Raw genomic sequence first — 23662 nt, 5'->3', positions numbered from 1 at the left:
CAGGCGCGCCCATTAGGGTGTGTCGGCAGACTCACCGTCCCACAGCCCGATCAACGCGGAGGTCACCGTGGCCAGCCAGTCCGACGAGCCCGAGGCGCAGGCCGCCTCCACTGACGGGGCCTCCGGCAGTGCGCTGTGGGAAGAGGTCGGCATCGAGCCGGTCGAGATCGCGTTGCCGGCCGGCGTCGGCATCACCCTCCGCGCCTACCGCAAGGCCTCCGAGATCACCCCGACCGAGGCCGATGTCGAGGAGGACGACCTCTTCGACTCGCGCAAGCGGGCCGAGCCCGTCGAGGACGACGATGAGGAGATCATCGTCGACGAGGAGTACAAGGCGCTGCTGGCCGAAGGCTCCTCCGACGGCAAGGACGCCGACGAGCCCGACCCGGCCGACTTCGAGGACGAGGAAACCGCCCAGGCGGAGGATGAAGAGGTCCCCCTCTTCCTGAGCCACAAGGGCCGGCTGCTCGCCTTCAAGACCCCCGAGTCGCTGGTGTCCTTCATTCGTTCGGGTGCTCCGCACGACCTCGCACAACTCGGCTCCTGGGCCACCCTGGCCGACCGGGTACAGTCGACGGACATCGACCCGCAGCCGGACGACCGCTACGAGCTCGACCTCGTGGTGGAAAACCTGCGCGGCGGGCACGACACGTGGGATCTTCCACTGCTCATCGCCGCCGGCGAGGTGGCCCGCGACCTGGGTCACGCGCTGCGGCTCAAGCCGGTGATCCTGGCACTGTCGCCGGGCTCGCCCCTCGATGACCTGGACGAATCCCTCCGTTCCGCGGAAAGCGGAGGTATGGGTGGATTCTTCGGTCGTCGCCGATTGAAGAAAATCGGGGCACAACAGGCAAGTCTGGGCTGGCGCTCGGTAATCGGCAAGATCTCTGCCGCTGTGGACTGGCGCGACTGACCCCTCACCAGGGAGCATCAGTCCTTGGCCACCGACAGCAATGGGAAGTCCCGGGGAGGGGAGGACGACGCCGTGGCGCTCGTGCGCGTGTACTGCGGTCTGGCGTCGGCTGATGATTCGGTACGTGGGGTCTCGGCCCCGCAGCTGACCATCGCCGTGGTTGACGACGCAGGACGACTGCTCGGCGTTCACGAGATCGGCGACGATCCCGGCGGTTACGCCGAGCTCGGATCGCTGCTCGTGGAACGGACGAGTGGATTCACCGACGCCGCGGTCGCCGCCGACAGCGACGACCACCTCGTGACGTCGCTTCTCACCGCGGCCGGCCGGCCGCTGGTCGTGGCCGACGACGACACCACCGACGACTTCGCCGAGCGCTTCGCCGACGACGACTCCGTCGAGGAGATGCAGGCCCCGCCCGCCGCCCGGCGGGCGGTCGGCCTGGCCCGGGCCCTGCAGGCCGGCGCCCTGACGGCGAGCGGCATGCCGGTCTCCCGCGAGCTGATCAGCTACAAGCCCGTCCTGGCCGCGCACGTGGCGCTGCTCAACGGCCGGCACGCGGCGGCCACCGCGCTGCGCGAGGTCCTCCGCGAGCTCTACCCGGCGGCCCTGCGGGCCTACCCCGACCCGTCGCACCCGCTCGCGCTGTCCGTGCTCGACGCGCTGCCCGAGCCGGGCCGGCTCACCGCCGACGGCGACTCCGAGCGCGCCGCCGAGCAGGTCGCGCACGAGCTCACCCGGGCCGGCGCCGGCACCGAGGACGAGATCATCGCCGCGGTCACCGCCCTGCACGTCGCGATCAGCGAGTCGCCGCGCCGCGGCGGCATCAACAAGTCGCTCGCCCCCGCCGCCGGCGAAACGGTCCGCCAGGCCGTCGCCGCGGTCCGCGCCTGCGACGCCGCCTGCGCGTCCCTGATCGGCACGATCGCGGCCCGCAGCACACCGCCGGGCAGCGCGGGCCGTCGAGGCGCCCGCCGCACGTCCGAGCCGGCCCCGCTGCAGGCAGTGTCGGCCTTCGGCCGCCGCGGCCGCCCCGAGCCGGCCTCCACCGGCAGCGGCCCGGCCTCACCGCAGCCGCTGACGTCGCCGCCGGTCGCTCCCGACCCGATCGGCCCGCCGCCGCTCGCGCCCTCCCCGGTCGCGCCGCGCCCGTCGGTCCCGGCCGCCGCGTTCCCGAACAGGGCGCCGGCCCCCAGCAGCCGCCCCGTGTCGGCACCGAGCAGCCGCCCGGTCTCCGGCCCCGGCAACCGCCCGATCTCGACGCCGCCGCCCCCGCCGGGCATGACGCCGATCACGCCGGGTTCACGCCCCGCCGCCCGCAACCCGGTGGCGCCCACGTCCTCCCCGTCGGCTCCGACATCACCGTCGTCGCTGCCGTCCCGGTCGTTCCCGGCCGCGTCCTCCACCGGATCGTTCCCGGCCTCGTCTTCCGGCACGCCGTCGTTCCCGGGCTCGCCTTCCTCCGGTACGCCGTCGTTCCCGGGCTCGCCTTCGTCCGGGGCGCCGTCGTTCCCGAGCTCGCCGTCCTCCGGCGCGCCGCTTCCGGGTGCGCCTTCCTCCGGCTCGCCTCTCCTGGGCGGGCCGGGCGCCTCGGCACCCTCCTCGGGTGCGCCGACGCCGGCCGAGACCGGCCAGCCGTTCCGGGCCACGCTCACCAACGCGGCGATCAACAACGCCCGCGCCGAGCGCCAGCGCACGGTCATCCCGCCGCGCCCGTCGACGACCCGCCCGGCCGCCTCGACGCCGCCGGCCAACAGCGCCACCGACTACTCGCTGCCGATGCCGACCCAGCGCCCCGGCGGTCCCGAGGCCGAGCCCGGCTCGCGCGCCAACTGGCCGCTGCTCAACAGCGGATCCGACGACACGGCGACCCTCCCGGCCGCCTCGGCGAGCTCCCCGCCGGCCGACGGCCGGGTCCGCCCGCCGTGGCAGGACATGCCCAAGGAGCCGCCGGCCCTGCGCCTGGTCGACACCGGCACCAGCCTCGACGCGACGGTCACCGACCTGCCCGCCGTCACCGAGCCGCCCGCGCTGCGCCTGGTCGAGGGCGAGGCCCGCCGCAACGCGGCCCGCCGAGTCCCCACCGGCACGGCGACCAGCTCGACGTTGACGGCGCTCGACCGCAGCATCGCCCCGCCCGTCCCGGCCGACAGCAACGACGGCGACCTGCTGATCTTCGCCCAGGCCAGGTCGGCCTGGTTCACGGGCCACACCGAGCAGACCGACAAGCTCGACTGGACCAACCCGAACGACACGGGCTGGCGCGCGGCCGAAAAGGCAGCCACCCCCGAGGTGGCCGCCGAGACGGCCGCCGGCCTCCCGAAACGGGTCCCCCAGGCCAACCTGGTCCCGGGTTCCCCGCTGCGCGAGGAGCGCCCGCTGCGCATCGTCCGCGACGCCGCCAGCATCGCCGCACACACCACGGGTTACTTCCGCGGTTGGCGCCGAGGCCAGGAGATCGGCGGCTTCGCCATGGGCGGCCGCCCGGGCCGCGAGTCCGCCGGCGGCTGGGACTTCACCCGAGACGGCGGCCAGGGCGAAGAAAACGAATTCCGCAACGACAACGCGGGCTACGGCTCCCGCTGACAACGCCGCAGGCCGGTGCGATCGGGAGACTCTCCGATCGCACCGGCCTTTCGCTTGCCTGAAGCGCTGATCTTCGCAAGCGCCCGCCTGACGGCCTTCCGCAGGCGTGAAGCTTCGGCCGGAGGCCGCGCCGCTTCAGCGGCGTTTGCTCAAGCCGTAGGGTAGTACGGCTCCTGGCCTGGAGCTTCGCCCTCATCGATCAGCGGCCCCGGGTTGTAAGTGGCTCATTGCGGAGCGACTACGACCTCTTCGCCTGCCGTCAAGGGCAGCCCTGAGCGCTCTCCCCCAGTCACGCCACAGCTAACGCCGGCCGCTCCACACTGGAGGACGCCGAGGAGTGGCCGGCCTCCGGGTCGAGGTCGCCAGCGAAGCGTGTTGGAGAGCTGCTCAATGCTGCTTCCCGCTTCCCAGCGCCCCGAACCGGACTCTTCAGCGCTGGTCAAAATTGCTCTGGCCGGTAGCTCAGACATCAATTAGCATGAATCTAGCGGCCGTACTGGGGCCCGGTCCAGCCGGAATCGTTCAGCCCGAGAAAGGGTATTACGTGCCGTCCATGTTGAAGAGAATGCTGATCTCGGCCGCCGCTCTCCTGACAATAATGACAGGAACGCTGGTTTCGGCCACGCCAGCGCAAGCTGCGGCCGCGGATTGCCCGTCGGGCCTGTTCTGCCTCTTCCACCACATCAACTGGGGTGCTGGACGCTGGCAAATCAACCCCGCGACCACCTCCAAGAATGTCTGCTGGAACTACGCCAACAGCACATTTACCGACGGTTACGTGGTCGACAACGCTTCCGCGAGTTACATAGATAAATCACCGAGCAAGAGCTATGGCATCATTCTCTACGACAGAAATGACTGCACCGGAACGGGCAGCTACAGCATTCCCCTCGGGTTCGGCACGAATGTTCCGAACCTTTCCACAGAGGGCTATTATCGCGCCTTCGGCAGCTACAAACTCGTGCAATACTGATAAGCAGTCCTGAGCCTTCCGCCGATGTGCCCGCCGTGACGGCCTGGCACATCGGCGGCCGGGTCAGCCCTGGCGGTCCTGCCAGGTGCAAAGGCACACCCTGTTGCCCTCGGGGTCGGCCAGGACCCAGAACGCGGGGGCCTCGGCGTCGCTGACCAGGGTGCCGCCCGCCGCCACGGCAGCGTCGATGCGTGGCTGGACCTGGGCCGGCTCCAGCCAGATGTCGGGGTGCCAGCGCTGCCTCGGCTCCTCGGAGCCGGACTCCTGGAACCAGATCGCCGGGTGCACGTCCGCCGGGTCGACCAGGTCCTCCTGGCCCTCCGGTGTCTCCATGGCCATGATGGCGGCCCAGAACGGCCTCACCGACGTGTACGCCGGTGAGTCCAGAGCCCATTCCAGCCGGGAGACGCTCGCGCTCTCCATGCGTACGCCGGCCCCGGAGACGATCGAGGAGACGGCGCGGGCCAGGCGGATGTCGCGCTGGGTCACGCCGCGGGCGTCGTGGCTGGTCAGCCGCACGTCGACTTCCGTGTAGCGCAGCGTGAGGTCGGGGTGGTGGTTCATGCGTTCGGCGACCTCACCGATGGCGTTCACGATTTTCAGGCCGGTGGCGAAGTCGCCGGTGCGGATGCGGGTCTGCAAGCCACCCGGCACGTAGACCCAGCCGTCGAGCTTCTCCTCCGCGATCTGCCTACCGTTCAGCACAGTCATGTCCCCATGCTGCCGCCATCAGCCCATCGGCGCGATCCGGTTGTTCCGGATGTGCTCGTAGACGATCGATGTGCGTACGTCGGCGACCTCAGGTCTTTCGGTGAGCCGGTCGATGACGAACGCGTAGAGGCTGTCGTTGTCCGGCACCGCCACGTGCACGATGAAGTCTTCGCTGCCGGTCGTCACGTAGACGCCGAGGGTGTCGGGCAGGGCGCTGACCCATTCGCGGAACGCCTCGATGTTGCGCCGGGACGGCGGGCGGATGCGGACGGCGATGAGCGCCTGCACCGGGCGGCCGATGGCCGGCAGGTCGACGTCGAGGATGGCGCCGCGGATGATGCCGCGGCGGCGCAGGGCCCGGGTGCGGTCGAGGGCGGTGGTCGCCGAGACGCCGACGGCGGCCGCGACCTCCCGGTTGGTTTTCCGTGCATCCGCCTGCAACTCGCGGAGGATCGCCGTATCAAGTTCGTCCAGATCCGCCATTACGGACCTCTTTCCGAGATTAGTACGGATCAATTGCCGAGCTACCTTATATCTGCCTAGCATTTTGACAGAGCAACCGGCACAAGAACGGATGAAGCGATGATCGGATTTACCGCGGAGGAGATCGACCAGGGCGCACCCACCCGCGCCGCCCGGCTCAAATGGGTCGTGGTGGTCGACGCCGGCTTGGCGCCGGGCCGTGCGGCCAACGCGGCGATCTGCACGGCCGCCGCCACTTCACGGGCCGTGGAGGGCCTGCTGGGCGACGACGCGGTCGACGCCGACGGCGGCACCCATCCGGGCCTGCCGTGGCTGGGCTGCACCGTGCTGGCCGCCGACGCGGAGACCTTGCGGACGGTTCGCCGGAAGGCCGCCGCCCGCGCCGACTTCTTCGTGGCCGACATGCCGGCCGCGGCCCAGCACACCCGCGTCTACGCCGAATATCTCGACGCCGTGAAGGAGACCGGCGCCGACGACTTGGACTACTACGCGGTCAGCATCGTCGGCCCGCGCAACCCGCTCGACAAGATCGTCGGCAAGCTGCCGCTACTCGGGTAGGTCCAGCGCCTTCGCGATGTTCCACTCGGCCAGCTGGAGCATCCAGTCGCGCTCGGGAAAGTCGGTCTCGGCGATCCGCAGCGGCCCCTCGATGAGCGCCAGCACCTGCGCATACCGATAAAACTCAAGACGATCAAGGTCAAGTTCGACAGGCTTCAACCGGTCGTACGACTCCCCGAAGCGCAGTTGCAGAAAGGCATGCTCCCATTCGACGTCGAAGTACGTCAGCCCTTCGATATCGATCATCACGGGTTCCCCATCCGGCCCGATCAGCACGTGATCCGGCCCCAGCTCCCCGTGCACCAGCCCATACGTCGACCGGGCCCGCACCGCCCCGTGAAGCCGCCGCAGATGCTCCTCGATCCGCGGTCCAGCCTCGGCCAGCCGCCCGTCCCGAGGCTCCACCAGCCGGAGATGCCCGAGCGCCCGATCGAGAATGACATCCTGCGCCGACCGCCCGCCCGAAATGTCCCCCAGGGATGCGGGAGGTGAGGTTGTAGGAGGCACGCCCACGGAAGGCGCGCCTGCGGGAGATGGGCCGGCGAGAGATGGGGCCGTGGAAAGTGGGTCCGCGAGAGCTAGCGCCGCGGAAAAGGGCGCCGCGGACAGTGGATTCGGCCGGGTCGCGGGGATGAGCCGGCCCCAGCGCGGGGCGGTTGTGGTGTGCATGCGCCGCAGGGAGTTGCCGAGCTCGGCCAACGGCGCCTCGGCCGCCTCGGGGTTGCGCTCCATCAGCGCCTCGAGCTTCTCGCCACGCACGTCCTCGACGAGAGCCAAGCCAGCGTCTCGGTCGAGCCACAGCAGGTGGGGTACGCGGACGCCCGCGGTCGCCAGCGCCGCGTGGTTGGCCACGAACAGTTCCAGCCCGGACGCGTCCGTGAACGGGTCGTCCGGCACTGTCACCGACGGCGGCCAGTAGTTCTCGTTGTCCGCCCACACGTACAGGATCGCCGTGGTGCCGTCGCCGCGCCGCAGCCGGTAGACGCCCTTCTTCGTGCCCCCGGTCAGCCGGTCGAGCGCGACCGGCGGACCGCCCAGCGCTTCGGCCACCACATCGGACACATCACCAAGCGTGAGGAAGGTGCGCACGATCGACGATCATCGGCGCTGGCGGGCACTGCCGCAACCGAATTCGAGCATGCAGAAGCCCCGCTCCGACTCAGCGGAGCGGGGCTTCAACCGATCGTCAGGCGGGCGCTACCGCGCGCGTGCGACGCATCGTCAGCACATACTCCACGAGGGAGATGAGGACGTTTTTCGTCGACTCACGGTTGCGGGCGTCGCAGCTCACCACCGGGACGTCACTCGAGATCGCCAGCGCGTCCCGAACGTCCTGAGCGTTGTGATACTGCATGCCGTCGAAGCAGTTGATCGCCACCAGGTACGGCAGGCGGCGGTGCTCGAAGAAGTCGATGGCGGCGAAGCAGTCGGCGAGCCGACGCGTGTCCACCATGACCACGGCACCGATCGCGCCCCGGACCAGCTCGTCCCACATGAACCAGAACCGCGTCTGGCCGGGGGTACCGAACAGATAGAGGATCAGGTCACGGTCGATGCTGATCCGGCCGAAGTCCATGGCGCCGGTGGTCGTCATCTTGCCCGGCACCTGCCGGTTGTCGTCGACCCCCACGCCGGCCGAGGTCATGATGGCCTCGGTCGTCAGCGGGGTGATCTCGGAAACCGACCCGACGAGCGTCGTCTTGCCAACGCCGAATCCACCGGCGATGACAATCTTCGCCGATGTAACCCGTCCCGCGGAGGGACGGGGCGACATGTCAGAGCCTGCGAAGTCCACTCAGCACCCTTTCCAGCAGTTCCGTGCCTACCGCGTCGGTCTCGTCTTCCAGCGAGGTGGGCTCGTACACCGAGACCAGGCCGTCATGGGCCATGTCGGCGACGATGACACGTGCCACACCGAGCGGCAGTTGCATGCGTGCGGCGATCTCGGCCAGCGACTGAACTCGGCCGCCGTCGCACATCGCCGCGATGTACTGATGCTCGCTTCCACCCTGCCCGCCGCGGGACATTCCCGAACGCCCGCGGACGGTTGTCTCGACCAGCGCTTCCAGCGCTATCTCAAGCTTCGGCCGGGTCCGACCGCGGGTCACGGCGTACGGTCTGACTAGTGCACCGGTCGGCTCATCGCGTTCGGGCATCGTCACCGCTCACCCCTTCCTCGAACCCTTAGAAGTGTCTCTTGTCGTCAAAGCTTTGAACAGCGGCCGAGTGCCCCGGCCCACTGCCCGTTCAGCCGAGCACCCCGGCCGCGGAACGCGGTGCGGGGGTCAGCGCCTCACCGACGCGGTCGACGAGGAGGGCCATCTCGTAGCCCACCTGGCCGACGTCGCAGCTACGAGCCGCGAGCACCGCGAACGAGGAGCCGTCGGAGATCGACATCAGGAAGAGGAACCCGTTGTCCATCTCGACGACCGTCTGAAGAACAGCGCCACCCTCGAAGCACCGCGCGGCGCCCTGGGTGAGGCTCACAAGGCCGGAGGCGATTGCCGCCAGCTGATCGGCGCGGTCCCGCGGAAGGTCCCGCGAGGCCGCCAGGAGCAGACCGTCAGCGGAGACCGCGATCGCATGCGCGACTCCGGGAACGCGGTCGGCGAAGTTGGCCAGAAGCCAACCGAGATCCTGCGTAGATGTCATGCCTCATGCTCCTTGCCAGCCTGCGAGGACTGCTGCCCTCCCGGAGTCTCCTCCGGGTTGGTCGATTCTTTGGTGCGGCCGCGCTGTACACCACGGTGGTACGCGGACAGGAGCCCGCGAACGCCCTCGGGGGTGCGGCGCTGAGCGGGGTCACTGCCCCGGTCGACACCACCGGGAACGAGCTGCGCCATCGGCGTGCGCTTGGGCAGACCCGCGGTGGTCGTGGTGTCCACCCGAGCCTCCGCCGCCGCCTGCGCGGCCTGCCAGCCCTCGTCGGCCGCGGTGCGCCACGGGTTGGTGGCGACGCTGCCGTTGGGGCCGCCGGCCGAGCCGGCGCCGTTGGAGGCACCGACACCAACAGTAGCGGGGGTCTGGTCGCGCGACTCGGGCGAGACCGCCTGCTGCGGCACACCGAGCGTGCGCGCCGGCTCGCCGGTGGGGATCCGCTGCGAGGTGACCGGCTCGTCGATGCCGTTGGAGGACGGCTTCGACGGCTCGGCCGGGCGGGCCGTGGTGAACCAGGCCGACTCGAGCTCCCGGAAGATCGGCAGCTCCATCGTCTCGTCGGCGAACTGGCCCTGGCCGTTGTCGCGCTGGCGGGCCGCGGCCTGCGCCGCGGCGATCTGCGCGGCCGCGGTGGCCTGCGCCTCGGCCGCTTGCGCGGCCGCCAGCTCGTGGGCGGCCCGGGCGGCCGCGGCCGCTCGCTGGGACTCGCCCTGGTCGGCCGCGCCGGACACCGGGGTGGCCGAGACGGGCGTGCCCGAGACGGGGTTGGCCGGCGGTGCGGACGACGGGATCGGCGCGGTCTGCGGGTTCGTCGGGCGCTCGACCTGGGGCTCACCGCGCTGCTCCGGACGGTACCGGGGAAGCTCGGCGGTCATGTCGAGGGCGGCGGCGAGGCTTTCCGGCACGTGCGGCGTGTGACCCTGCTCGCGGTCGGAGGCGACCGGCGGCCAGGCCGGGGGCGCGGCCGAGACCGGGTCGTTGGCCGGCGGGGTGGAGACCGGCGGACCACCGTACGGCGGCGCGGACGGCACCGGCGGGGCGGACACCGGCGGCACCGGCGGAGCGGAGACCGGCGGGACGAACGGGTTGCGGCCCTGCGTCTCCGGGTTGGCCGGAAGCTGGCGCGGGATCGTGGCGCCGAAGCCGTTGGCGTCGCCGCCGTTGGGCTGGAAGCCGTCACCGTTGCGGCGCTGCGGCAGCCCATCGGGGCCGGCGAAGCTCTGCGGACCGTCGAAGCCCGGCGAGCCGTTCAGGCCGCCGCCGTTGAGCGCCTGCGGGCTGTCGAAACCGCGCGGGGCGTCGAAGCCCTGCGGCGGGCCGGACGGGCCGGCGGGCAGCGGCGGGATCGGCTCGTTGCTGCGGGGGCCGTAGAAGCCACCGTTGCCGTTGCTGCCGTTGGCGCCGCCGCCGTTGAGACCGTTGAGCGAGCCGTTCGAGGAGCCGAAGCCGTTGGCGCCGTTGGACGGCGCGCCGGTCAGGTCGGACCAGGCGGGCGCCGAGCGGCCGTTCGTGCCGAGCATGCCGCCGTTGTTCATCGGCGGGTTCGGGTCGAACGGGCGGCCGGTCGGATATCCGCCGTGGCCGCTCTCGAGCGCGAGCGGCTCGGACATGCCCTGGCGGCCCTGCTGGTCGTAGCCGGCGCCGACGGCCTGCATGCGGCCGGCGGTGGCGGACTGCGCGCCGCCGGTCAGGACCGAGAGCGGCAGGCCGACCTCGGCCACCGTGCCCCGGTCGGTGTCGGCCGGGCGCAGCTCGACCCGGACGGCGTGGCGGTTGGCCAGCCGGGCGACCACGACCAGGCCCATCATGCGGGAGACGGCCACGTCCACCGTCGGCGGGTTGGCGAGGCGCTCGTTGAGGTCGCGGAGCTGCTCACGGCTGATGCCGATGCCGCGGTCCTCGACCGTCAGGAGGGCGCCGTCACCCAGGCTCCGGGCCTCGACGATGACCGTCGAGTTGGGCGGGGAGAACGCGGTCGCGTTGTCGAAGAGCTCGGCGACCAGGTGGACCATGTCGTTGACGGCGTGCGCCGCAACCTCGATGTCCCGGTCGATCATGCCGAACTCGATGCGGGTGTAGTGCTCCACCTCGGACTGCGCGGCGCGGAGCACGTCGATCAGGGCGGCCGGCTCGCGCTGCACACGGGTCGAGTCGGCGCCGGCGAGGACCAGGAGGTTCTCGTCGTTACGCCGCATTCGGGTGGCGAGGTGGTCGAGCTGGAACAGCTCGGCCAGCCGGTCCGGGTCCTCCTCGCCGCGCTCCAGCCGGTCGAGGTGGCCGATGAGCCGGTCGACCAGGATCTGGGAACGGCGGGCGAGGTTGACGAACATCGTCGCGACCGAGGCCCGCAGGGCGGCCTGCTCGGCCGCGGTGCGCACCGCCTCGAGGTGAACCGCGTTGAACGCCTCGGTCACCTGGCCGAACTCGTCGCGGCTGCGCACCGGCAGCGGCTCGGCGATCTGGTCGGCGACCTGGGCCGGGGTGAGCGACGTGGAGAGCTGCGGGTCGCGCAGCCGGCTCACCGCGTGGGGCAGGCCGAACTGGGCGACCGAGAGGGCGCCCTGGCGCAGCTCGCGCAGCGAGCGGGCCATCGACCGGGCGACGAGCCAGGCGAACAGGATGGCCAGCAGCAGCATGCCGAGCAGGATGCTGGTCTCGATGAAGACCCGCCGGTTCACGTCGTTGCGCAGGTCGGTGGCCTCGGTGACGATCTGGGCGTCCATCGTCTGCTCGATGGACCGGAACTCCTTGTTGTAGTTCACCATCGCGGTGTCCCACTGCGCGGAGTCGAAGTCGATGTTCTTGATGTTGGCGCCGGACAGGCTGATCAGCGGAACGGTGAGGTTCGTCGCCGCGCGGCCGGACGGGGTGTTCTCCAGCCCCTTGAACATGTCGACCTCGGCTTGCGTGCCGACCGACTCGAGCGTGGTGCCGGCGAGCTGGAGCCCGGTGTCGGCCACGAGGTAGTCGCGGCGCAGGTCGTTGGCGAGTTCGCCTCGGGCGACGACTTCCTGGCCGACGTCGCGCTGCCGGGCGACGTATTCCTTGGCGGCGGCCACCGCGGCGACGGCACGCAGGTGGTCACCGAGAGTCGTGTCGTTCGAGAGCTGAGCCGACACGTCGCGGATCGCGAGCAGGTCCTTGATCAGCTGGTTGTAAGTCGACTCGACGATGTCCGTCGAGCCGGACTTCTGGTTCGCGATCTGGCTGCGCTTGGACGGAAGGTCCTCGAGGTTGCGGTCGAGCCGCAGCAGCAGCGTGCCGACCTTGTCGGGCACGTCGTCGAGCGACGCCTTCTGCTGCGCGTAAGGCACCCGGGCCTGGTCGGTCTTCGCGTACTCGCCGTTGTAGGCCTTGAGGGCGTTTGCCTTGACCTGCGCGCTCATGCCCTGGGCGTTGAGGATGATGCCGTAAGCGCGTTCGTTCTGCAGGTGGTCGACGAGACCACCGGCCGCTTCCGACAGCACCGCTAGGTTGCGCGCGCGCTCCGCGTTGCTGGCTTCCTCGATGTGGTCGACCAGGCCGCTGACGCCGACGATGATCGTCGCCAAGGTGGGAACCAACATGATCAAGCCGAGCTTCGACCAGATCGGCAGATCTCTCAGCCGATCGGCCGGGCGACGGAGACGCGACATGACGCCGGTCGCCGTCTCGGGGCGCTTGCTCACGTCACCGTCCTCCTGATTCGGGCCCGGCATTCGGCTCGCCGGGGCCGCACACGGCCGACTGCCGCGTCGGGCCCCCGAGATTCCATCACGACGAGTGTCAAAGAGAAAGGGCCATTGAACACGGACCGGTTGTGTGACGCGATGTCTGCGCGCTGGAACCGGGCTGTATCACTGGCTGTATAGGGGTGCGTTCCTCAGTGTCACTCGTGTCGATCGACGAGACGCGGGGGTGTCGCTCGCCGAACGCGCCCGATCGTAGTGGATCGCGGCAGGAGGAACGATGGCGCGGTCCGCACCGATCGGCAAGGTGAGATGCCCGATTTTGCAGTGTTTGTAGGGACCATTCTGACCGAACGGATGAGTGTCACCACCGAACCGCCAGTGCCGCTTGCCGAACGGAGTCAGCTGATCAACTTGGCGTAACCGGGCTTGATCACGTCATTGATGATCGCCAGCCGCTCGTCGTACGGGATGAAGGCCGACTTCATCGCGTTGATCGTCAGCCACTGGAGCTCGGCCCAGCCCCAGCCGAACGCCTCCGAGAGCAGCGCCATCTCGCGCGACATCGACGTACCGCTCATCAACCGGTTGTCGGTGTTGACGGTGACCCGGAACCGCAGATCGTGCAGCAGGCCGATCGGGTGCTCGGCGATCGACGCGGCCGCGCCGGTCTGCACGTTGGACGACGGGCACAGCTCGAGCGGGATCCGCTTGTCGCGAACGTAGGCGGCCAGCCGCCCGAGAACCGTCTCGCCGCCCTCCGGCGTACCCGTGATGTCATCGACCAGGCGCACACCGTGACCGAGACGGTCGGCGCCGCACCACTGGATGGCCTGCCAGATCGACGGAAGGCCGAAGGCCTCGCCGGCGTGGATGGTGAAATGGAAGTTCTCACGCTGGAGGTATTCGAACGCGTCCAGGTGACGGGTGGGCGGGAAACCGGCCTCGGCGCCGGCGATGTCGAAGCCGACCACGCCGCTGTCGCGGTACCGCACCGACAGCTCGGCGATCTCCTGGGAGCGGGCGGCGTGGCGCATCGCGGTCAGCAGCACACCGACCCGGATCGGGGTGCCCAGCGCGGCGGCACCGGCCATGCCCTCGGTGAAGCCGGCGTTCACCGCGTCGACCACCTGGTCGAGCGTGAGGCCACGCTCCAGGTGCTGTTCGGGGGCGTAGCGCACCTCGGCGTACACCACCCCGTCGGCCGCCAGGTCGAGCGCACACTCCTTGGCGACCCGGAAAAGGCCCTCCTCGGTCTGCATCACCGCGACCGTGTGGGCGAACGTCTCCAGGTAGCGTTCCAGCGAGCCCGAGTCGGCGGCCGCCACGAACCAGTCGGCCAGCGCGGCCGGATCGGTCGCCGGCAGCTCGTGGCCCACCGCCTCGGCCAGCTCGACGATGGTCGAGGGGCGCAGACCGCCGTCGAGGTGGTCGTGCAGCAGCGCCTTGGGCGCCGGAATGATGTCGGAGTAAGCGATGGCGGCCATCAGCCGAGCCTAGAGGCAGGAGACGAATGATCGACGGCGCATTGCCGTACCTGCGGTGCCCGGTTTGCCGCCAGGGCCTCCGGCGCGACGGCAGACGGCTGCTCTGCCCCCTCGGGCACAGCTTCGACATGGCCAAGCAGGGGTACGCCGATCTGACCGCCGGGCGCATGCCGCATGTCGGCGACACCGCCGAGATGGTGGCCGACCGGGAGGCCTTCCTGGCCGCGGGTCACTACGACTTCATAGCGGACGCCCTGGCCGGGGCGGACGGCCTGACCGTCGACGCCGGCACGGGCACGGGCTTCTACCTCGCGCGAGCGCTGGAGAAGGCGCCGGAGGCCACCGGTCTCGGCCTGGACGTCTCCAAGCCGGCCCTGCGACGGGCGGCCAGGGCCCATCCGCGCGCCGCGGCCGTGCTGGCCGACCTCTGGCGCCCGCTGCCGATCGCCGACGGCGCCGCCGCGATGATCCTGAACGTCTTCGCCCCCCGCAACGGCGCCGAGTACCGCCGGATCCTGCGCCCGGGCGGGGTGCTGGTCGTGGTCACCCCGGCCGCCGATCATCTGGCCGAGCTGATGCGGGGACTGATCCGGGTCGACCCGGACAAGGCCGAACGGGTCAGTGACGCGCTCGGTGAGCATTTCACCGCCCGGACCACGGCGACGGAGCGCCGGACGCTGCGCCTGAGCGCGGCCGAGGCCCGTACGCTCATCGGAATGACCCCCGCCGCCCGCCACGTCCCGCCGGAGGCCCTGCCCACCGGCGAGGTCACCGTCACGGCGGCGGTGGAGATCACCACCTACACCGAGAGGTCGACCTCTTCCCACTCGGCCGGCTTGTCGTGATAGGGCCCGTGGAACACCACGGCCCACTCCAGCGCCCAGCGCCGCTGCCCGATCGCGTTGGCGTCGATCTCCCCGGGCACCGGCAGGCCGGTCTGCTCGCACTCCTGGAACGCCCAGTCGAGGCAGTAGTAGAGATCGAGCAGGACGGCCGCCTCGATCGGGTCGCGCGGTGACATCAGCGACCGCGACCGCCAGCTGTTGAAACTCTCACCAGCCGGCAGATCGGGCATCTGCGACATGAACCGGCCCTCCGGCGGCGCCGTCGGGTCGAGATGACGGGCCAGGCCGAGCAGCCAGGCCAGGGCGAACACCGCGTCGTGATGGAGTACGAACGAGCGGTGGTCGCCCTTGGCGCCGATCACGAACTGCCACTCGGGCGGGGTGACGAAATCGACCAGGTGCGAGCCGAGCAGCCAGCTCATGGCGGCCTCGGTCGGCATGCCGAAACAGCGGGCCACCACCACGTGCAGCACCGCCGTCCGAGCCTCGATCTCGGCCGTCGGCCGCAGCTCGATGGCGTCGCCCGCCTCCCAGACCAGGGGGAAGCCGGCCGGGGGCAGCGGCAGGCCGAGCCGCCGCAGCTCGTCGAGGCTGGCCTCGCGAACGGCGTGCGGGTCGGGTGCGGCCTTCGTCATGGTGCGTCAGGCTATGCGGTCGAGCACCAGCTTGACAGGGGTGGGGCGCTCCGGTCCGATCGTCACCGCCGCCGCGGCCTCGTCCCGGGCGGCCGGGATGCGCGACGGATCGTCCGCGCGAAGCTCCAGGAGCACGTCACCCGTACGTACGAAATCGCCGGGCTTGACCTTGAGTTGGATGCCGGCGCCGAAGCTGACCGGATCCTCCTTGCGGGCCCGGCCGGCGCCGAGGCGCCAGGCCGAGATGCCGATGCCGTACGCGTCGACGCCGCTCACCACGCCGTCGGAGGTCGCCCGCAGCACCTCGGTCTCCCGGGCGGTCGGCAGCGTGGCGTCCGGATCGCCGCCCTGAGCGCTGATCATCGCCCGCCACGTGTCCATGGCCCGGCCCGACGCGAGCACCTTCTCCGGGTCGGCGTCGACCCCCGCCGCGGCCAGCATCTCCCGGGCCAGGGCCAAGGTCAGCTCGACCACGTCGGCCGGCCCACCGCCGGCCAGCACCTCGACCGACTCGGCCACCTCGTTCGCGTTGCCGACGGCCAGCCCGAGCGGAGTGCTCATGTCGGTGAGCAGGGCGACCGTGTTCACGCCGCTGTCGCGGCCCAGCCGCACCATGGTGCTCGCGAGCTCGCGGGCGGTCGTCAGGTCCTTCATGAAGGCGCCGGAGCCGACCTTGACGTCCAGCACCAGCGCGCCGGTCCCCTCGGCGATCTTCTTGCTCATGATCGAGCTGGCGATCAGCGGAATCGCCTCGACCGTGCCGGTGACGTCGCGCAGCGCGTACAGCTTGCGGTCGGCCGGGGCCAGCCCCTCGCCGGCCGCGCAGATGACCGCGCCGATCTCCTGCAACTGCGACTTGAACTCGTCGTTGCTCAGCTTCGCCCGCCAGCCCGAGATCGACTCGAGCTTGTCCAGCGTGCCGCCGGTGTGCCCGAGACCGCGCCCGGACAGCTGCGGCACGGCCACGCCGCACGCCGCGACCAGCGGGGTCAACGGCAGCGTGATCTTGTCGCCGACGCCGCCGGTGGAGTGCTTGTCGGCGGTCGGCCGGGTCACCGAGGACAGATCCAGCCGCTCCCCGCTCGCGATCATCGCGGCGGTCCAGCGGGCGATCTCGGCCGGCGTCATCCCGCGCAGCAGGATCGCCATGGCCAGCGCCGACATCTGCTCGTCGGCGACAACACCTTTGGTGTACGCGTCCACGACCCAGTCGATCTGGGCGTCGCTCAGCGCGTGCCCGTCCCGCTTGGCCCGGATGACGTCGACGGCGGCGAACTCACTCATCGATGGAACCTCCGGTCCACTTGGAGGGAATGCCCTCCGGCGCCTCGCCCTCGCCGGCCCAGGCCAGCCCGCCCTCGGCGTCCACCACGACGATCCGGGGAGTACGCGCCTGACCCCAGCCGACCGCCTCGGCGGTGGTGGCGAAGTTCGGGCCCTCCTCGAGGACGCCCTTGTCGGCGTCGCTCTCGGCCGACGAGCCACCCGAGCGCTCCCAGTACGCGGTCCAGACCGTGGCGCCGCCGGACAGGTCAGGGTGCACGAAGACGGTGCCGCGGCCGCGCCACTTGGCCAGCTCGGCCGGGACCTCGGGGCCGCTCATGGCGCCGTTGACCCGCTCCAGGTCCTCGGGGCCGAACGCGTGCGGCAGCAGCTCGGTCATCCGGATCGGCCCGGTGTGCCACTCGACGAGCAGTTCCGGCCCGCCGTGCTCCCACAGCAGCTGACGGCAGCGCCCGCACGGCATCAGCGGGTTGCCGGTCGCGTCCACGCACGAGAACGCCACCAGGCGTCCCCCGCCGCTCGCGTGCAGCTGGCTGACCAGACCGCACTCGGCGCACAGCCCCACGCCGTACGACGCGTTCTCCACGTTGCACCCGACAACCACCCGGCCGTCGTCCACGAGCGCCGCCGCCCCGACCGGAAAGTCGGAGTAGGGCGCATAGGCGTGCCGCATGGCCTCGGTAGCGGCGGCACGCAGCCCAACCCAGTCGATCTCCATGCTGCTGATTGTGCCTGACGCCCCAGCTCCGCCACTCGCTCACCTTGGGGATGCCGCGTCCCCGCGTACATCAGATAGACCTTCTTGCCCGCGGGTGCAAAACCAGCCAGGGCCGCCCACCATCACCTCGTACCGCCTTTACGGCAGGACTACACCGCGATGGACGGACGTCGACAGAGGCCCCTTGAGCTGATGATGGCGGCCGGTCGGCGGAGAGGGAGTGGGGCTCGCAACATCTCCAGGGCATTCGCCGGCGCCTGGGCGCAGAGGCCGGTCCGACCTTTCCCCGCCTCGCAGGTGCCGAAGATCAGGCGCACTCGCCCGGTCTCGGTAGCGGCACTACGCGTTCGCCCTGCTTCGGGGTTACGCGGCCGGCAGTTTCGGTGCCGGACCGAAGTCGCCGGTCCCCCGGGTCAGGACGGCGAGCACGGTCGGATCGGCATACGCCTCGGCGGTGTGCCGCCATTCGGTGAGGAGCTGGGTGACCGGCGCAAAGGTGTCGAGGTCCTCCACGGCGCGCAGCGTATCGACGAACTCGATCAGGAAGGTGTGCCTGTCACCCGCGGGGAGGAACCGCGACCATGGGAAGACCTCGGGCAGCAGATCGAGCACCGCGTCGGCTTGGCCGTTGAGCACGATCGTGCGGAACAGGCGAAGCGCGGCGGAGACGACCGCGTGGTCCTGCTCGTAACGGTCGGCTGTGGTGACGACGAGATCGACGTCGTCGCGGCGCCGCAACCGGATCGCGTGGGCGCGCGAGCCGGTGAGCGGCTGAAGGGTCGCCTTGGGTTTGTTGATCAGCTCGGAGAACGGAGCCTCGGAGACCGGCATACTTTCAAAGTGGTTTGAAGGTATGCCGGTCGTTCATCATTTTTAGCTCTTCACGTAGGGGACGCCGTCGGCGGCCGGGGCCCGGACGCGGCCGACCAGGCCGGCCACGGCGATGATGGTGGCGATGTACGGGAGCATGTTGAGGAACTGGTTCGGTACCGGGCTGCCGACCGCGCTCAGGTAGTTCGCCAGTTTCTGGGCGAAGCCGAAGAACAGGGCCGCGCCGAGGGCGCCGAACGGCGTCCAGCGGCCGAAGATCAGGGCGGCCAGCGCGATGAAGCCCGCGCCCGCCGTCATGTTCTTGTTGAAGGCACTGGTCGAGACCAGCGTGAAGTACGCGCCGCCGATGCCGGCCACCACGCCGCCCAGCAGGACGTTCATGTAGCGCAGGCCACGGACCCGGATGCCGACGGTGTCGGCCGCCGTCGGGTGCTCGCCGACCGCCCGGGTGCGCAGGCCCCAGCGGGTCCGCTTGAGCCCGAAGTGGATGACGAAGACCAGGATCAGGGCGATCCAGACCAGCAGGTTGGTGTCGAACAGCACCGGGCCGATCACCGGGATGTCGGCCAGGCCGGGGATCTTCCACTCGGGCAGGCGCGGCGGCGAGTTGTACTTCAGCGCATCGGGCTGCATCAGCCGCTCGTAGAGGAAGCCGGTGACGCCGAGCGCGAACAGGTTGAGCACGATGCCGACGACGACCTGGTCGACCAGGAAGCGGATGGCCAGCCAGGCCAGCATGGCGGCGATGATGACGCCGCCCACGATGGCGCTGATCAGGCCGGCCCAGACGCTGGTGGCCAGGGTGCCGACCAGGGCCGCGCCGAACGCGCCCATCAGGAACTGGCCCTCGATGGCCACGTTGACCACGCCGGAGCGCTCGCAGAGCACACCGGCCAGCGCGCCCAGGATCAGCGGCAGGGCCAGCTCGAGCGAGCCGCTGACCGTGTCGACCAGGGGCAGGAACTTGCCGGCGACCTGCCAGCACAGGAACGACAGGACGAACGTGACGATGCCCAGGCCGAGCAGCCACGTCTGCCAGCGTTTGGCCACGCCGGCCAGCAGGGCGGCGCCGGCCGCGATGGTCACGACGCCGAACAGGATGGCGCCGAACTGGCCGTTGATCGACAGCGCGGCGCCCTCGGCGTCCTCGCTGAGGGTGAACTTGGCGGTCTTCGACTCGGCCAGCGAGCCGAAGACGATCGCCGCGATCAGGCCGATGATGACCAGGGCGGCGCCGAGGCGGCGCTGACGGTTCCAGAAGCGGTCGGGGGCGGTGATCTCGGTCAGGTCTTCCACGGTCGCGGTCGACATGTGGCTCACCAGCCCTTCGCCATCGTGGTGCCGAGCCGTGCGGAACGGGCGGCGCGGAGCTGGAAGATCGCCTTCACCAGGGCCGGCGCGGCGATGAAGATGACGATCAGGGCCTGGAGCACGGTGACCAGCTCGAGCGAGATGCCCGCGTCGACCTGCATCAGGTTGCCGCCGGCGCGCAGGGCGCCGTACAGGATGGCGGCCAGCAGCGTGCCCCACGGCTTGTTGCGGCCGAGCAGGGCGACCAGCAGGCCGTCGAAGCCGATGTTGCCGGCCACCTGGGCGGTCAGCTTGTCGGCGGTGCCGAGCACCTGGACGGCGCCGCCGAGGCCGGCCAGACCACCGGCGATGACCATGAGCAGGGTGTACGTCTTGGCGACGCTCATGCCGGCGGTCTTGGCGGCCGGCGGGTTGACGCCGACCGCGCGCAGCTCGAAGCCGAACGGCGACTTGTTGAGCAGCCAGGCCACGACCGCGGTGGCCACGACCGCGAGCACGATGCCCAGGTGCACCCGCAGCGGCGAGGGCAGGGCGGGCAGCTGGGCCGACGACTCGATGGTCTTGCTGATCGCGTCGGTGCGATCGGGGTCGCGGACGCCGTTCTGCAGGATCAGCCAGCTCAGGAACAGCGTGGCGATGTAGTTGAGCATGATCGTGGTGATCACCTCGTGGGCGCCGGTGCGGGCCTTGAGCAGGCCGGGCAGGAAGCCCCAGAGGGCGCCGCCGAGGAAGCCGGCGAGCAGCGCCACGAGCAGGTGCAGGCCGACCGGCAGGCCGACCGCGAAGCCGACCACGCCGCCGGTGACGCAGCCGATGACCGCCTGGCCCTGGCCGCCGATGTTGAACAGGCCGCCGCGGAAGGCGATCGCGACCGACAGGCCGGTGAAGACCAGCGGCGCCGCGTACGTCAGCGTCTCGGAGATCGGCCCGAACGCGGCCTGCCAGGTGCCGGTGCCGTCGAACCAGGCCTGGAACGCGGCCGGGTCGAAGATCGCGCCCTTGAACAGGTCGGCGTAGGCCTGGCTGATCAGGTCCCAGCTCGCGTTGAGGGCGTCGCTGGGCCGGGAGGTGAAGTACTCGAAGTAGGAGAGCACCTGCGAGTCGGAGATCACGATCAGAACGGCGCCGATGACCAGCGCCAGGAAGATCGACAGGAAGGTGACCGTGACCGTGTTGGCCGACCAGAGGTTCTGCAGGAAGAGCGAGATGAACGTCTCCCGCTTCGGTTCCTCCTCCTTCTTCTCAGGAGGTGCTACTTCCGTGGTCACTGGCCGTCCTCTTCGTCGTTGGTGCCCGTGATGCCGGCCATCAGCAGGCCGATCTCCTCACGCGGGGTGTCCGGCGAGACGATGGCGAGGACCCGCCCGCGGTACATGACCGCGATCCGGTCGGCCAGGCCGACCACCTCGTCGAGCTCGCTGGAGACCACCAGCACCGCGGTGCCGTTGTCGCGCTCGTGGATGATCTGTTTGTGGATGAACTCGATCGAGCCGACGTCCACGCCGCGGGTCGGCTGGGCGGCGATGAACAGCCGCAGCGGCCGGGACATCTCCCGGGCCACGACGACCTTCTGCTGGTTGCCGCCGGAGAGGTTGCCGACCGCCGACTGCGGTGACGAGACCCGGATGTCGAACTGCTCGACCCGCTCGGCCGCGTTGACCGCGATCGCCTTGGGGTTGAGCTTGAAGGCGCTGCCGTACGGAGGCCGGTCGTACATGTCGAGCACGAGGTTCTCGGCCACCGAGAAGTCTTTGACCACGCCGTCGAGGCTGCGGTCCTCGGGCACGTAGCCGACGCCGGAGCGCAGCACCTGCTTGGTGCTCTTGCCGATCAGCGACTCGCCCTCGAGCTGGATCGTGCCGGACCGGGCCGGGCGCAGGCCCATGATCGCCTCGACCAGCTCGGTCTGCCCGTTGCCCTGCACGCCCGCGATGCCGAGCACCTCGCCGGCCCGGACGGTCAGGTCGACGCCGTCGACGGCGCGGACACCGCGGTCGTCGTCGACGATCAGGCCGGCGACCTCGAGCACCTCGCCCTGGGGCTGGGCCGGTTCCTTGGCCACCTCGAGGCTGACGTCGCGGCCGACCATCAGGGCGGCCAGCTCGTCCTCGGAGGTGTCAGGGGTGGCGGTGCCCACGGTGCGGCCCCGGCGGATGACCGTGATCCGGTCGGCGATGGCCTTGACCTCGCGCAGCTTGTGAGTGATGAAGACGATCGACTTGCCGGTCTCGGCCAGTGAGCGCATCACGGCCAGCAGCTCGTCGGTCTCCTGCGGGGTGAGCACCGCGGTCGGCTCGTCGAGGATCAGCAGGTCGACGTCGCGGGTGAGCGCCTTGACGATCTCGACGCGCTGCTGCGCGCCGACCGGCAGGTTCTCCACCAGGGCGTCGGGGTCGACCGGCAGGCCGTACCGCTGCGAGGTCTCCAGCACGTCCTTGCGGTTGCGGCGGCGGTCGAGGAAGCCGAGCGGGCCGCCGCGCACCTCCTCGGCCCCGAGCGCGATGTTCTCGGCCACGGTGAAGACCGGTACCAGCATGAAGTGCTGGTGGACCATGCCGATGCCGGCGGCGATGGCGTCGCGGGGACTGCGGAAGACCTTTTTCTCGCCGTCGACGAGAATCTCGCCCTCGTCCGGCTGGAGCAGGCCGTACAGCTGGTTCATCAGCGTCGACTTGCCGGCGCCGTTCTCACCGAGCAGGGCATGGACCTCGCCCGGCTCGACGGTGATGTCGATGTGGTCGTTGGCCACCAGGTCGCCGAAGCGCTTGGTGATGCCGCGCAATTCGAGTCTCAGCGGAATCTCCTGACGCTCGGCTTGTACTACAGGTGTCTGAACAGGTGAAGCCGCCGCCGGCCGCGAGGAAGACTCGCGACTGGCGGCGGCGAAATGTTACCTAGCGCAATGTCACTTCGGCGCGTTGGTCGACTCGACCTTGACCTTGCCCGACACGATGTCGGCCTTCAGGGTCTCCACCTCGGTCTTGAGGGTGGCGTCGATCTTGCTGTCGAAGTTGTTGTACGGCGCCAGCGAGACACCGTCGTTCTCCAGCTTGCCCAGGTAGCCCGGGGTGGCCGCGAGCGGCTGACCGGTGGCGCCGGAGACGACAGCCTTCTCGACCGCGTCGGTGATGTTCTTGACCACGGTGGTCAGGAAGACGTCGCAGAACTGCGCGGCGCTCTTGCAGCCGTCCTGGTCGACCCAGACGATCGAGACCTTGCCGGCCGAGCCCTGCGCGACCTCGGCCGCGCCGAGGCCGGTGCCGCCGGCGACCGGCAGGATCACGTCGGCGCCCTGGGCGACGAACGTGTTGGCCAGCGACTTGCCCTTGGCCGGGCTGGCGAAGTCGTCGGTGAACGAGCCCGTCTGCTTGGCCTTGTCCCAGCCCAGGACCTGGACGTTGGCCTTCTTCTGCTCGTTGTAGTACTTCACGCCGTCGACGAAACCGTCCATGAAGATGGCGACGGTCGGCAGCTTCATGCCGCCGAAGGTCGCGACCTTCTTGGTCTTGGAGTAGCCCGCGGCCAGGTAGCCGGCGAGGAACGCGGCCTCGTCGGTGGCGAACTGCATCGGGTAGACGTTGCTCGCGCCGGCGACGGCGCCGTCCACGATGCCGAACTGCGAGCTGGTGTTCTCCGACGCGATCTTCTTGGTCGCGTCGATCATCAGGCCGCCCACGGCGAGCGTGAAGTTGCACTTCTGCGTGACGAAGCCACGCAGGTTGGGCTCGTAGTCGGCCTCGGCCGACGAAGCCACGTACTTCGGGTCGACGTTGCTGGCCTTGGTCTTCGCGGCCTGAAGGCCGGCCCACGCGGACGCGTTGAACGACTTGTCGTCGATGCCGCCGGTGTCGGTGACCATGCAGGCCTTGTATGCGGCGGCAGCGCTCGAGCCGCTGCCGGCGGGGGTGTCGTCAGGGGCGTCACCACAGGCCGCGGCAGCGAGCGTCAGCCCACCTGCCGCGAGAATCGCAACGATCCGGTTCCCACGTACTGGGCGCAAG

The 23662-nt window shown here is 70.3% G+C and carries 21 protein-coding genes; 5 read left to right on the top strand and 16 right to left on the bottom strand.

The window, feature by feature from the left end; all coding sequences use genetic code 11:
- Nucleotides 1–19 precede the first annotated feature (19 nt).
- From CRP55_RS02980 to CRP55_RS51930, 3 genes are all read left to right on the top strand, one after another.
- Complete coding sequence (locus tag CRP55_RS02980) at nucleotides 20–913, top strand: SatS C-terminal domain-containing protein (protein ID WP_438865747.1); 894 nt, start codon at nucleotides 20–22, stop codon at nucleotides 911–913.
- A 72-nt stretch (nucleotides 914–985) separates the two neighbouring features.
- Nucleotides 986–3499 carry a transposase gene (locus CRP55_RS02975; RefSeq protein ID WP_179854995.1) on the top strand — a complete coding sequence of 838 codons (2514 nt, stop codon included), beginning with the start codon at nucleotides 986–988 and terminating at the stop codon, nucleotides 3497–3499.
- Between the two features lie 565 nt (nucleotides 3500–4064).
- Nucleotides 4065–4472 carry a hypothetical protein gene (locus CRP55_RS51930; protein WP_143234373.1) on the top strand — a complete coding sequence of 136 codons (408 nt, stop codon included), beginning with the start codon at nucleotides 4065–4067 and terminating at the stop codon, nucleotides 4470–4472.
- 63 nt (nucleotides 4473–4535) lie between these two features.
- On the opposite strand, the gene CRP55_RS02970 is transcribed toward CRP55_RS51930, so the two are convergent.
- Both CRP55_RS02970 and CRP55_RS02965 read right to left on the bottom strand, forming a co-directional pair.
- Nucleotides 4536–5183 (bottom strand): 4a-hydroxytetrahydrobiopterin dehydratase, encoded by a 648-nt coding sequence (locus CRP55_RS02970; protein ID WP_097317865.1) that lies wholly within the window; start codon nucleotides 5181–5183, stop codon nucleotides 4536–4538.
- A gap of 18 nt (nucleotides 5184–5201) precedes the next feature.
- A complete protein-coding gene (locus CRP55_RS02965; protein ID WP_179854994.1) occupies nucleotides 5202–5666 on the bottom strand; it encodes an Lrp/AsnC family transcriptional regulator in 465 nt (154 codons plus the stop codon).
- 99 nt (nucleotides 5667–5765) lie between these two features.
- Between CRP55_RS02965 and CRP55_RS02960 the strand changes: the two genes are divergently transcribed.
- Entirely contained in the window at nucleotides 5766–6224 is a 459-nt protein-coding gene (locus CRP55_RS02960) for a DUF2000 domain-containing protein (RefSeq protein ID WP_097317864.1), read from the top strand.
- Here the strand turns inward: CRP55_RS02960 and CRP55_RS02955 are convergent.
- The 6 genes from CRP55_RS02955 to CRP55_RS02930 form a co-directional block, all read right to left on the bottom strand.
- The gene (locus tag CRP55_RS02955; protein WP_097317863.1) at nucleotides 6213–7316 is read right to left on the bottom strand and encodes a phosphotransferase; all 1104 of its coding nucleotides are present in this window, start codon (nucleotides 7314–7316) and stop codon (nucleotides 6213–6215) included. The two genes, CRP55_RS02960 and CRP55_RS02955, sit on opposite strands and share 12 nt — an antisense overlap.
- Nucleotides 7317–7410: 94 nt before the next feature.
- Complete coding sequence (locus CRP55_RS02950) at nucleotides 7411–7998, bottom strand: GTP-binding protein (RefSeq protein WP_097317862.1); 588 nt, start codon at nucleotides 7996–7998, stop codon at nucleotides 7411–7413.
- A gap of 1 nt (nucleotide 7999) precedes the next feature.
- Nucleotides 8000–8380, bottom strand: a complete 381-nt coding sequence (locus CRP55_RS02945; RefSeq protein ID WP_097318707.1) for a DUF742 domain-containing protein — start codon at nucleotides 8378–8380, stop codon at nucleotides 8000–8002.
- Between the two features lie 91 nt (nucleotides 8381–8471).
- Nucleotides 8472–8876: a roadblock/LC7 domain-containing protein gene (locus tag CRP55_RS02940; RefSeq protein ID WP_014447580.1), complete on the bottom strand. Its 405-nt coding sequence runs from the start codon at nucleotides 8874–8876 to the stop codon at nucleotides 8472–8474.
- The gene (locus tag CRP55_RS02935) at nucleotides 8873–12550 is read right to left on the bottom strand and encodes a sensor histidine kinase (protein ID WP_097318706.1); all 3678 of its coding nucleotides are present in this window, start codon (nucleotides 12548–12550) and stop codon (nucleotides 8873–8875) included. The genes CRP55_RS02940 and CRP55_RS02935 overlap by 4 nt, the downstream gene beginning before the upstream one ends.
- 401 nt (nucleotides 12551–12951) lie before the next feature.
- Nucleotides 12952–14037, bottom strand: coding sequence for an adenosine deaminase (locus CRP55_RS02930; RefSeq protein WP_097317861.1), 1086 nt, complete (start codon nucleotides 14035–14037; stop codon nucleotides 12952–12954).
- Nucleotides 14038–14063: 26 nt separating this feature from the next.
- Between CRP55_RS02930 and CRP55_RS02925 the strand changes: the two genes are divergently transcribed.
- On the top strand, nucleotides 14064–14882 hold the full coding sequence (locus CRP55_RS02925; protein WP_097317860.1) for a putative RNA methyltransferase: 819 nt from the start codon (nucleotides 14064–14066) through the stop codon (nucleotides 14880–14882).
- Here the strand turns inward: CRP55_RS02925 and CRP55_RS02920 are convergent.
- The 8 genes from CRP55_RS02920 to CRP55_RS02885 form a co-directional block, all read right to left on the bottom strand.
- Nucleotides 14837–15517 carry a DUF4272 domain-containing protein gene (locus CRP55_RS02920; protein WP_097317859.1) on the bottom strand — a complete coding sequence of 227 codons (681 nt, stop codon included), beginning with the start codon at nucleotides 15515–15517 and terminating at the stop codon, nucleotides 14837–14839. The genes CRP55_RS02925 and CRP55_RS02920 overlap by 46 nt on opposite strands.
- A gap of 6 nt (nucleotides 15518–15523) precedes the next feature.
- Complete coding sequence (locus CRP55_RS02915; protein ID WP_097317858.1) at nucleotides 15524–16801, bottom strand: thymidine phosphorylase; 1278 nt, start codon at nucleotides 16799–16801, stop codon at nucleotides 15524–15526.
- The gene (locus tag CRP55_RS02910; RefSeq protein ID WP_097317857.1) at nucleotides 16794–17519 is read right to left on the bottom strand and encodes a cytidine deaminase; all 726 of its coding nucleotides are present in this window, start codon (nucleotides 17517–17519) and stop codon (nucleotides 16794–16796) included. Before CRP55_RS02910 ends, CRP55_RS02915 begins: the two co-directional genes overlap by 8 nt.
- 363 nt (nucleotides 17520–17882) lie before the next feature.
- Nucleotides 17883–18350, bottom strand: a complete 468-nt coding sequence (locus tag CRP55_RS02905; RefSeq protein WP_097317856.1) for a hypothetical protein — start codon at nucleotides 18348–18350, stop codon at nucleotides 17883–17885.
- Between the two features lie 42 nt (nucleotides 18351–18392).
- The gene (locus CRP55_RS02900) at nucleotides 18393–19661 is read right to left on the bottom strand and encodes an ABC transporter permease (protein ID WP_097317855.1); all 1269 of its coding nucleotides are present in this window, start codon (nucleotides 19659–19661) and stop codon (nucleotides 18393–18395) included.
- Between the two features lie 5 nt (nucleotides 19662–19666).
- Entirely contained in the window at nucleotides 19667–20929 is a 1263-nt protein-coding gene (locus CRP55_RS02895) for an ABC transporter permease (protein WP_097317854.1), read from the bottom strand.
- On the bottom strand, nucleotides 20926–22443 hold the full coding sequence (locus CRP55_RS02890) for an ABC transporter ATP-binding protein (RefSeq protein ID WP_342751509.1): 1518 nt from the start codon (nucleotides 22441–22443) through the stop codon (nucleotides 20926–20928). The genes CRP55_RS02895 and CRP55_RS02890 overlap by 4 nt, the downstream gene beginning before the upstream one ends.
- 123 nt (nucleotides 22444–22566) lie before the next feature.
- Complete coding sequence (locus CRP55_RS02885) at nucleotides 22567–23661, bottom strand: BMP family lipoprotein (protein WP_097317852.1); 1095 nt, start codon at nucleotides 23659–23661, stop codon at nucleotides 22567–22569.
- Between the last annotated feature and the right edge of the window lies 1 nt (nucleotide 23662).

The sequence above is a fragment of the Paractinoplanes atraurantiacus genome (genome assembly GCF_900215205.1).
Classification (GTDB): Bacteria; Actinomycetota; Actinomycetes; order Mycobacteriales; family Micromonosporaceae; genus Actinoplanes; species Actinoplanes atraurantiacus.
This window is presented reverse-complemented; position numbering and strand designations above follow the sequence as displayed.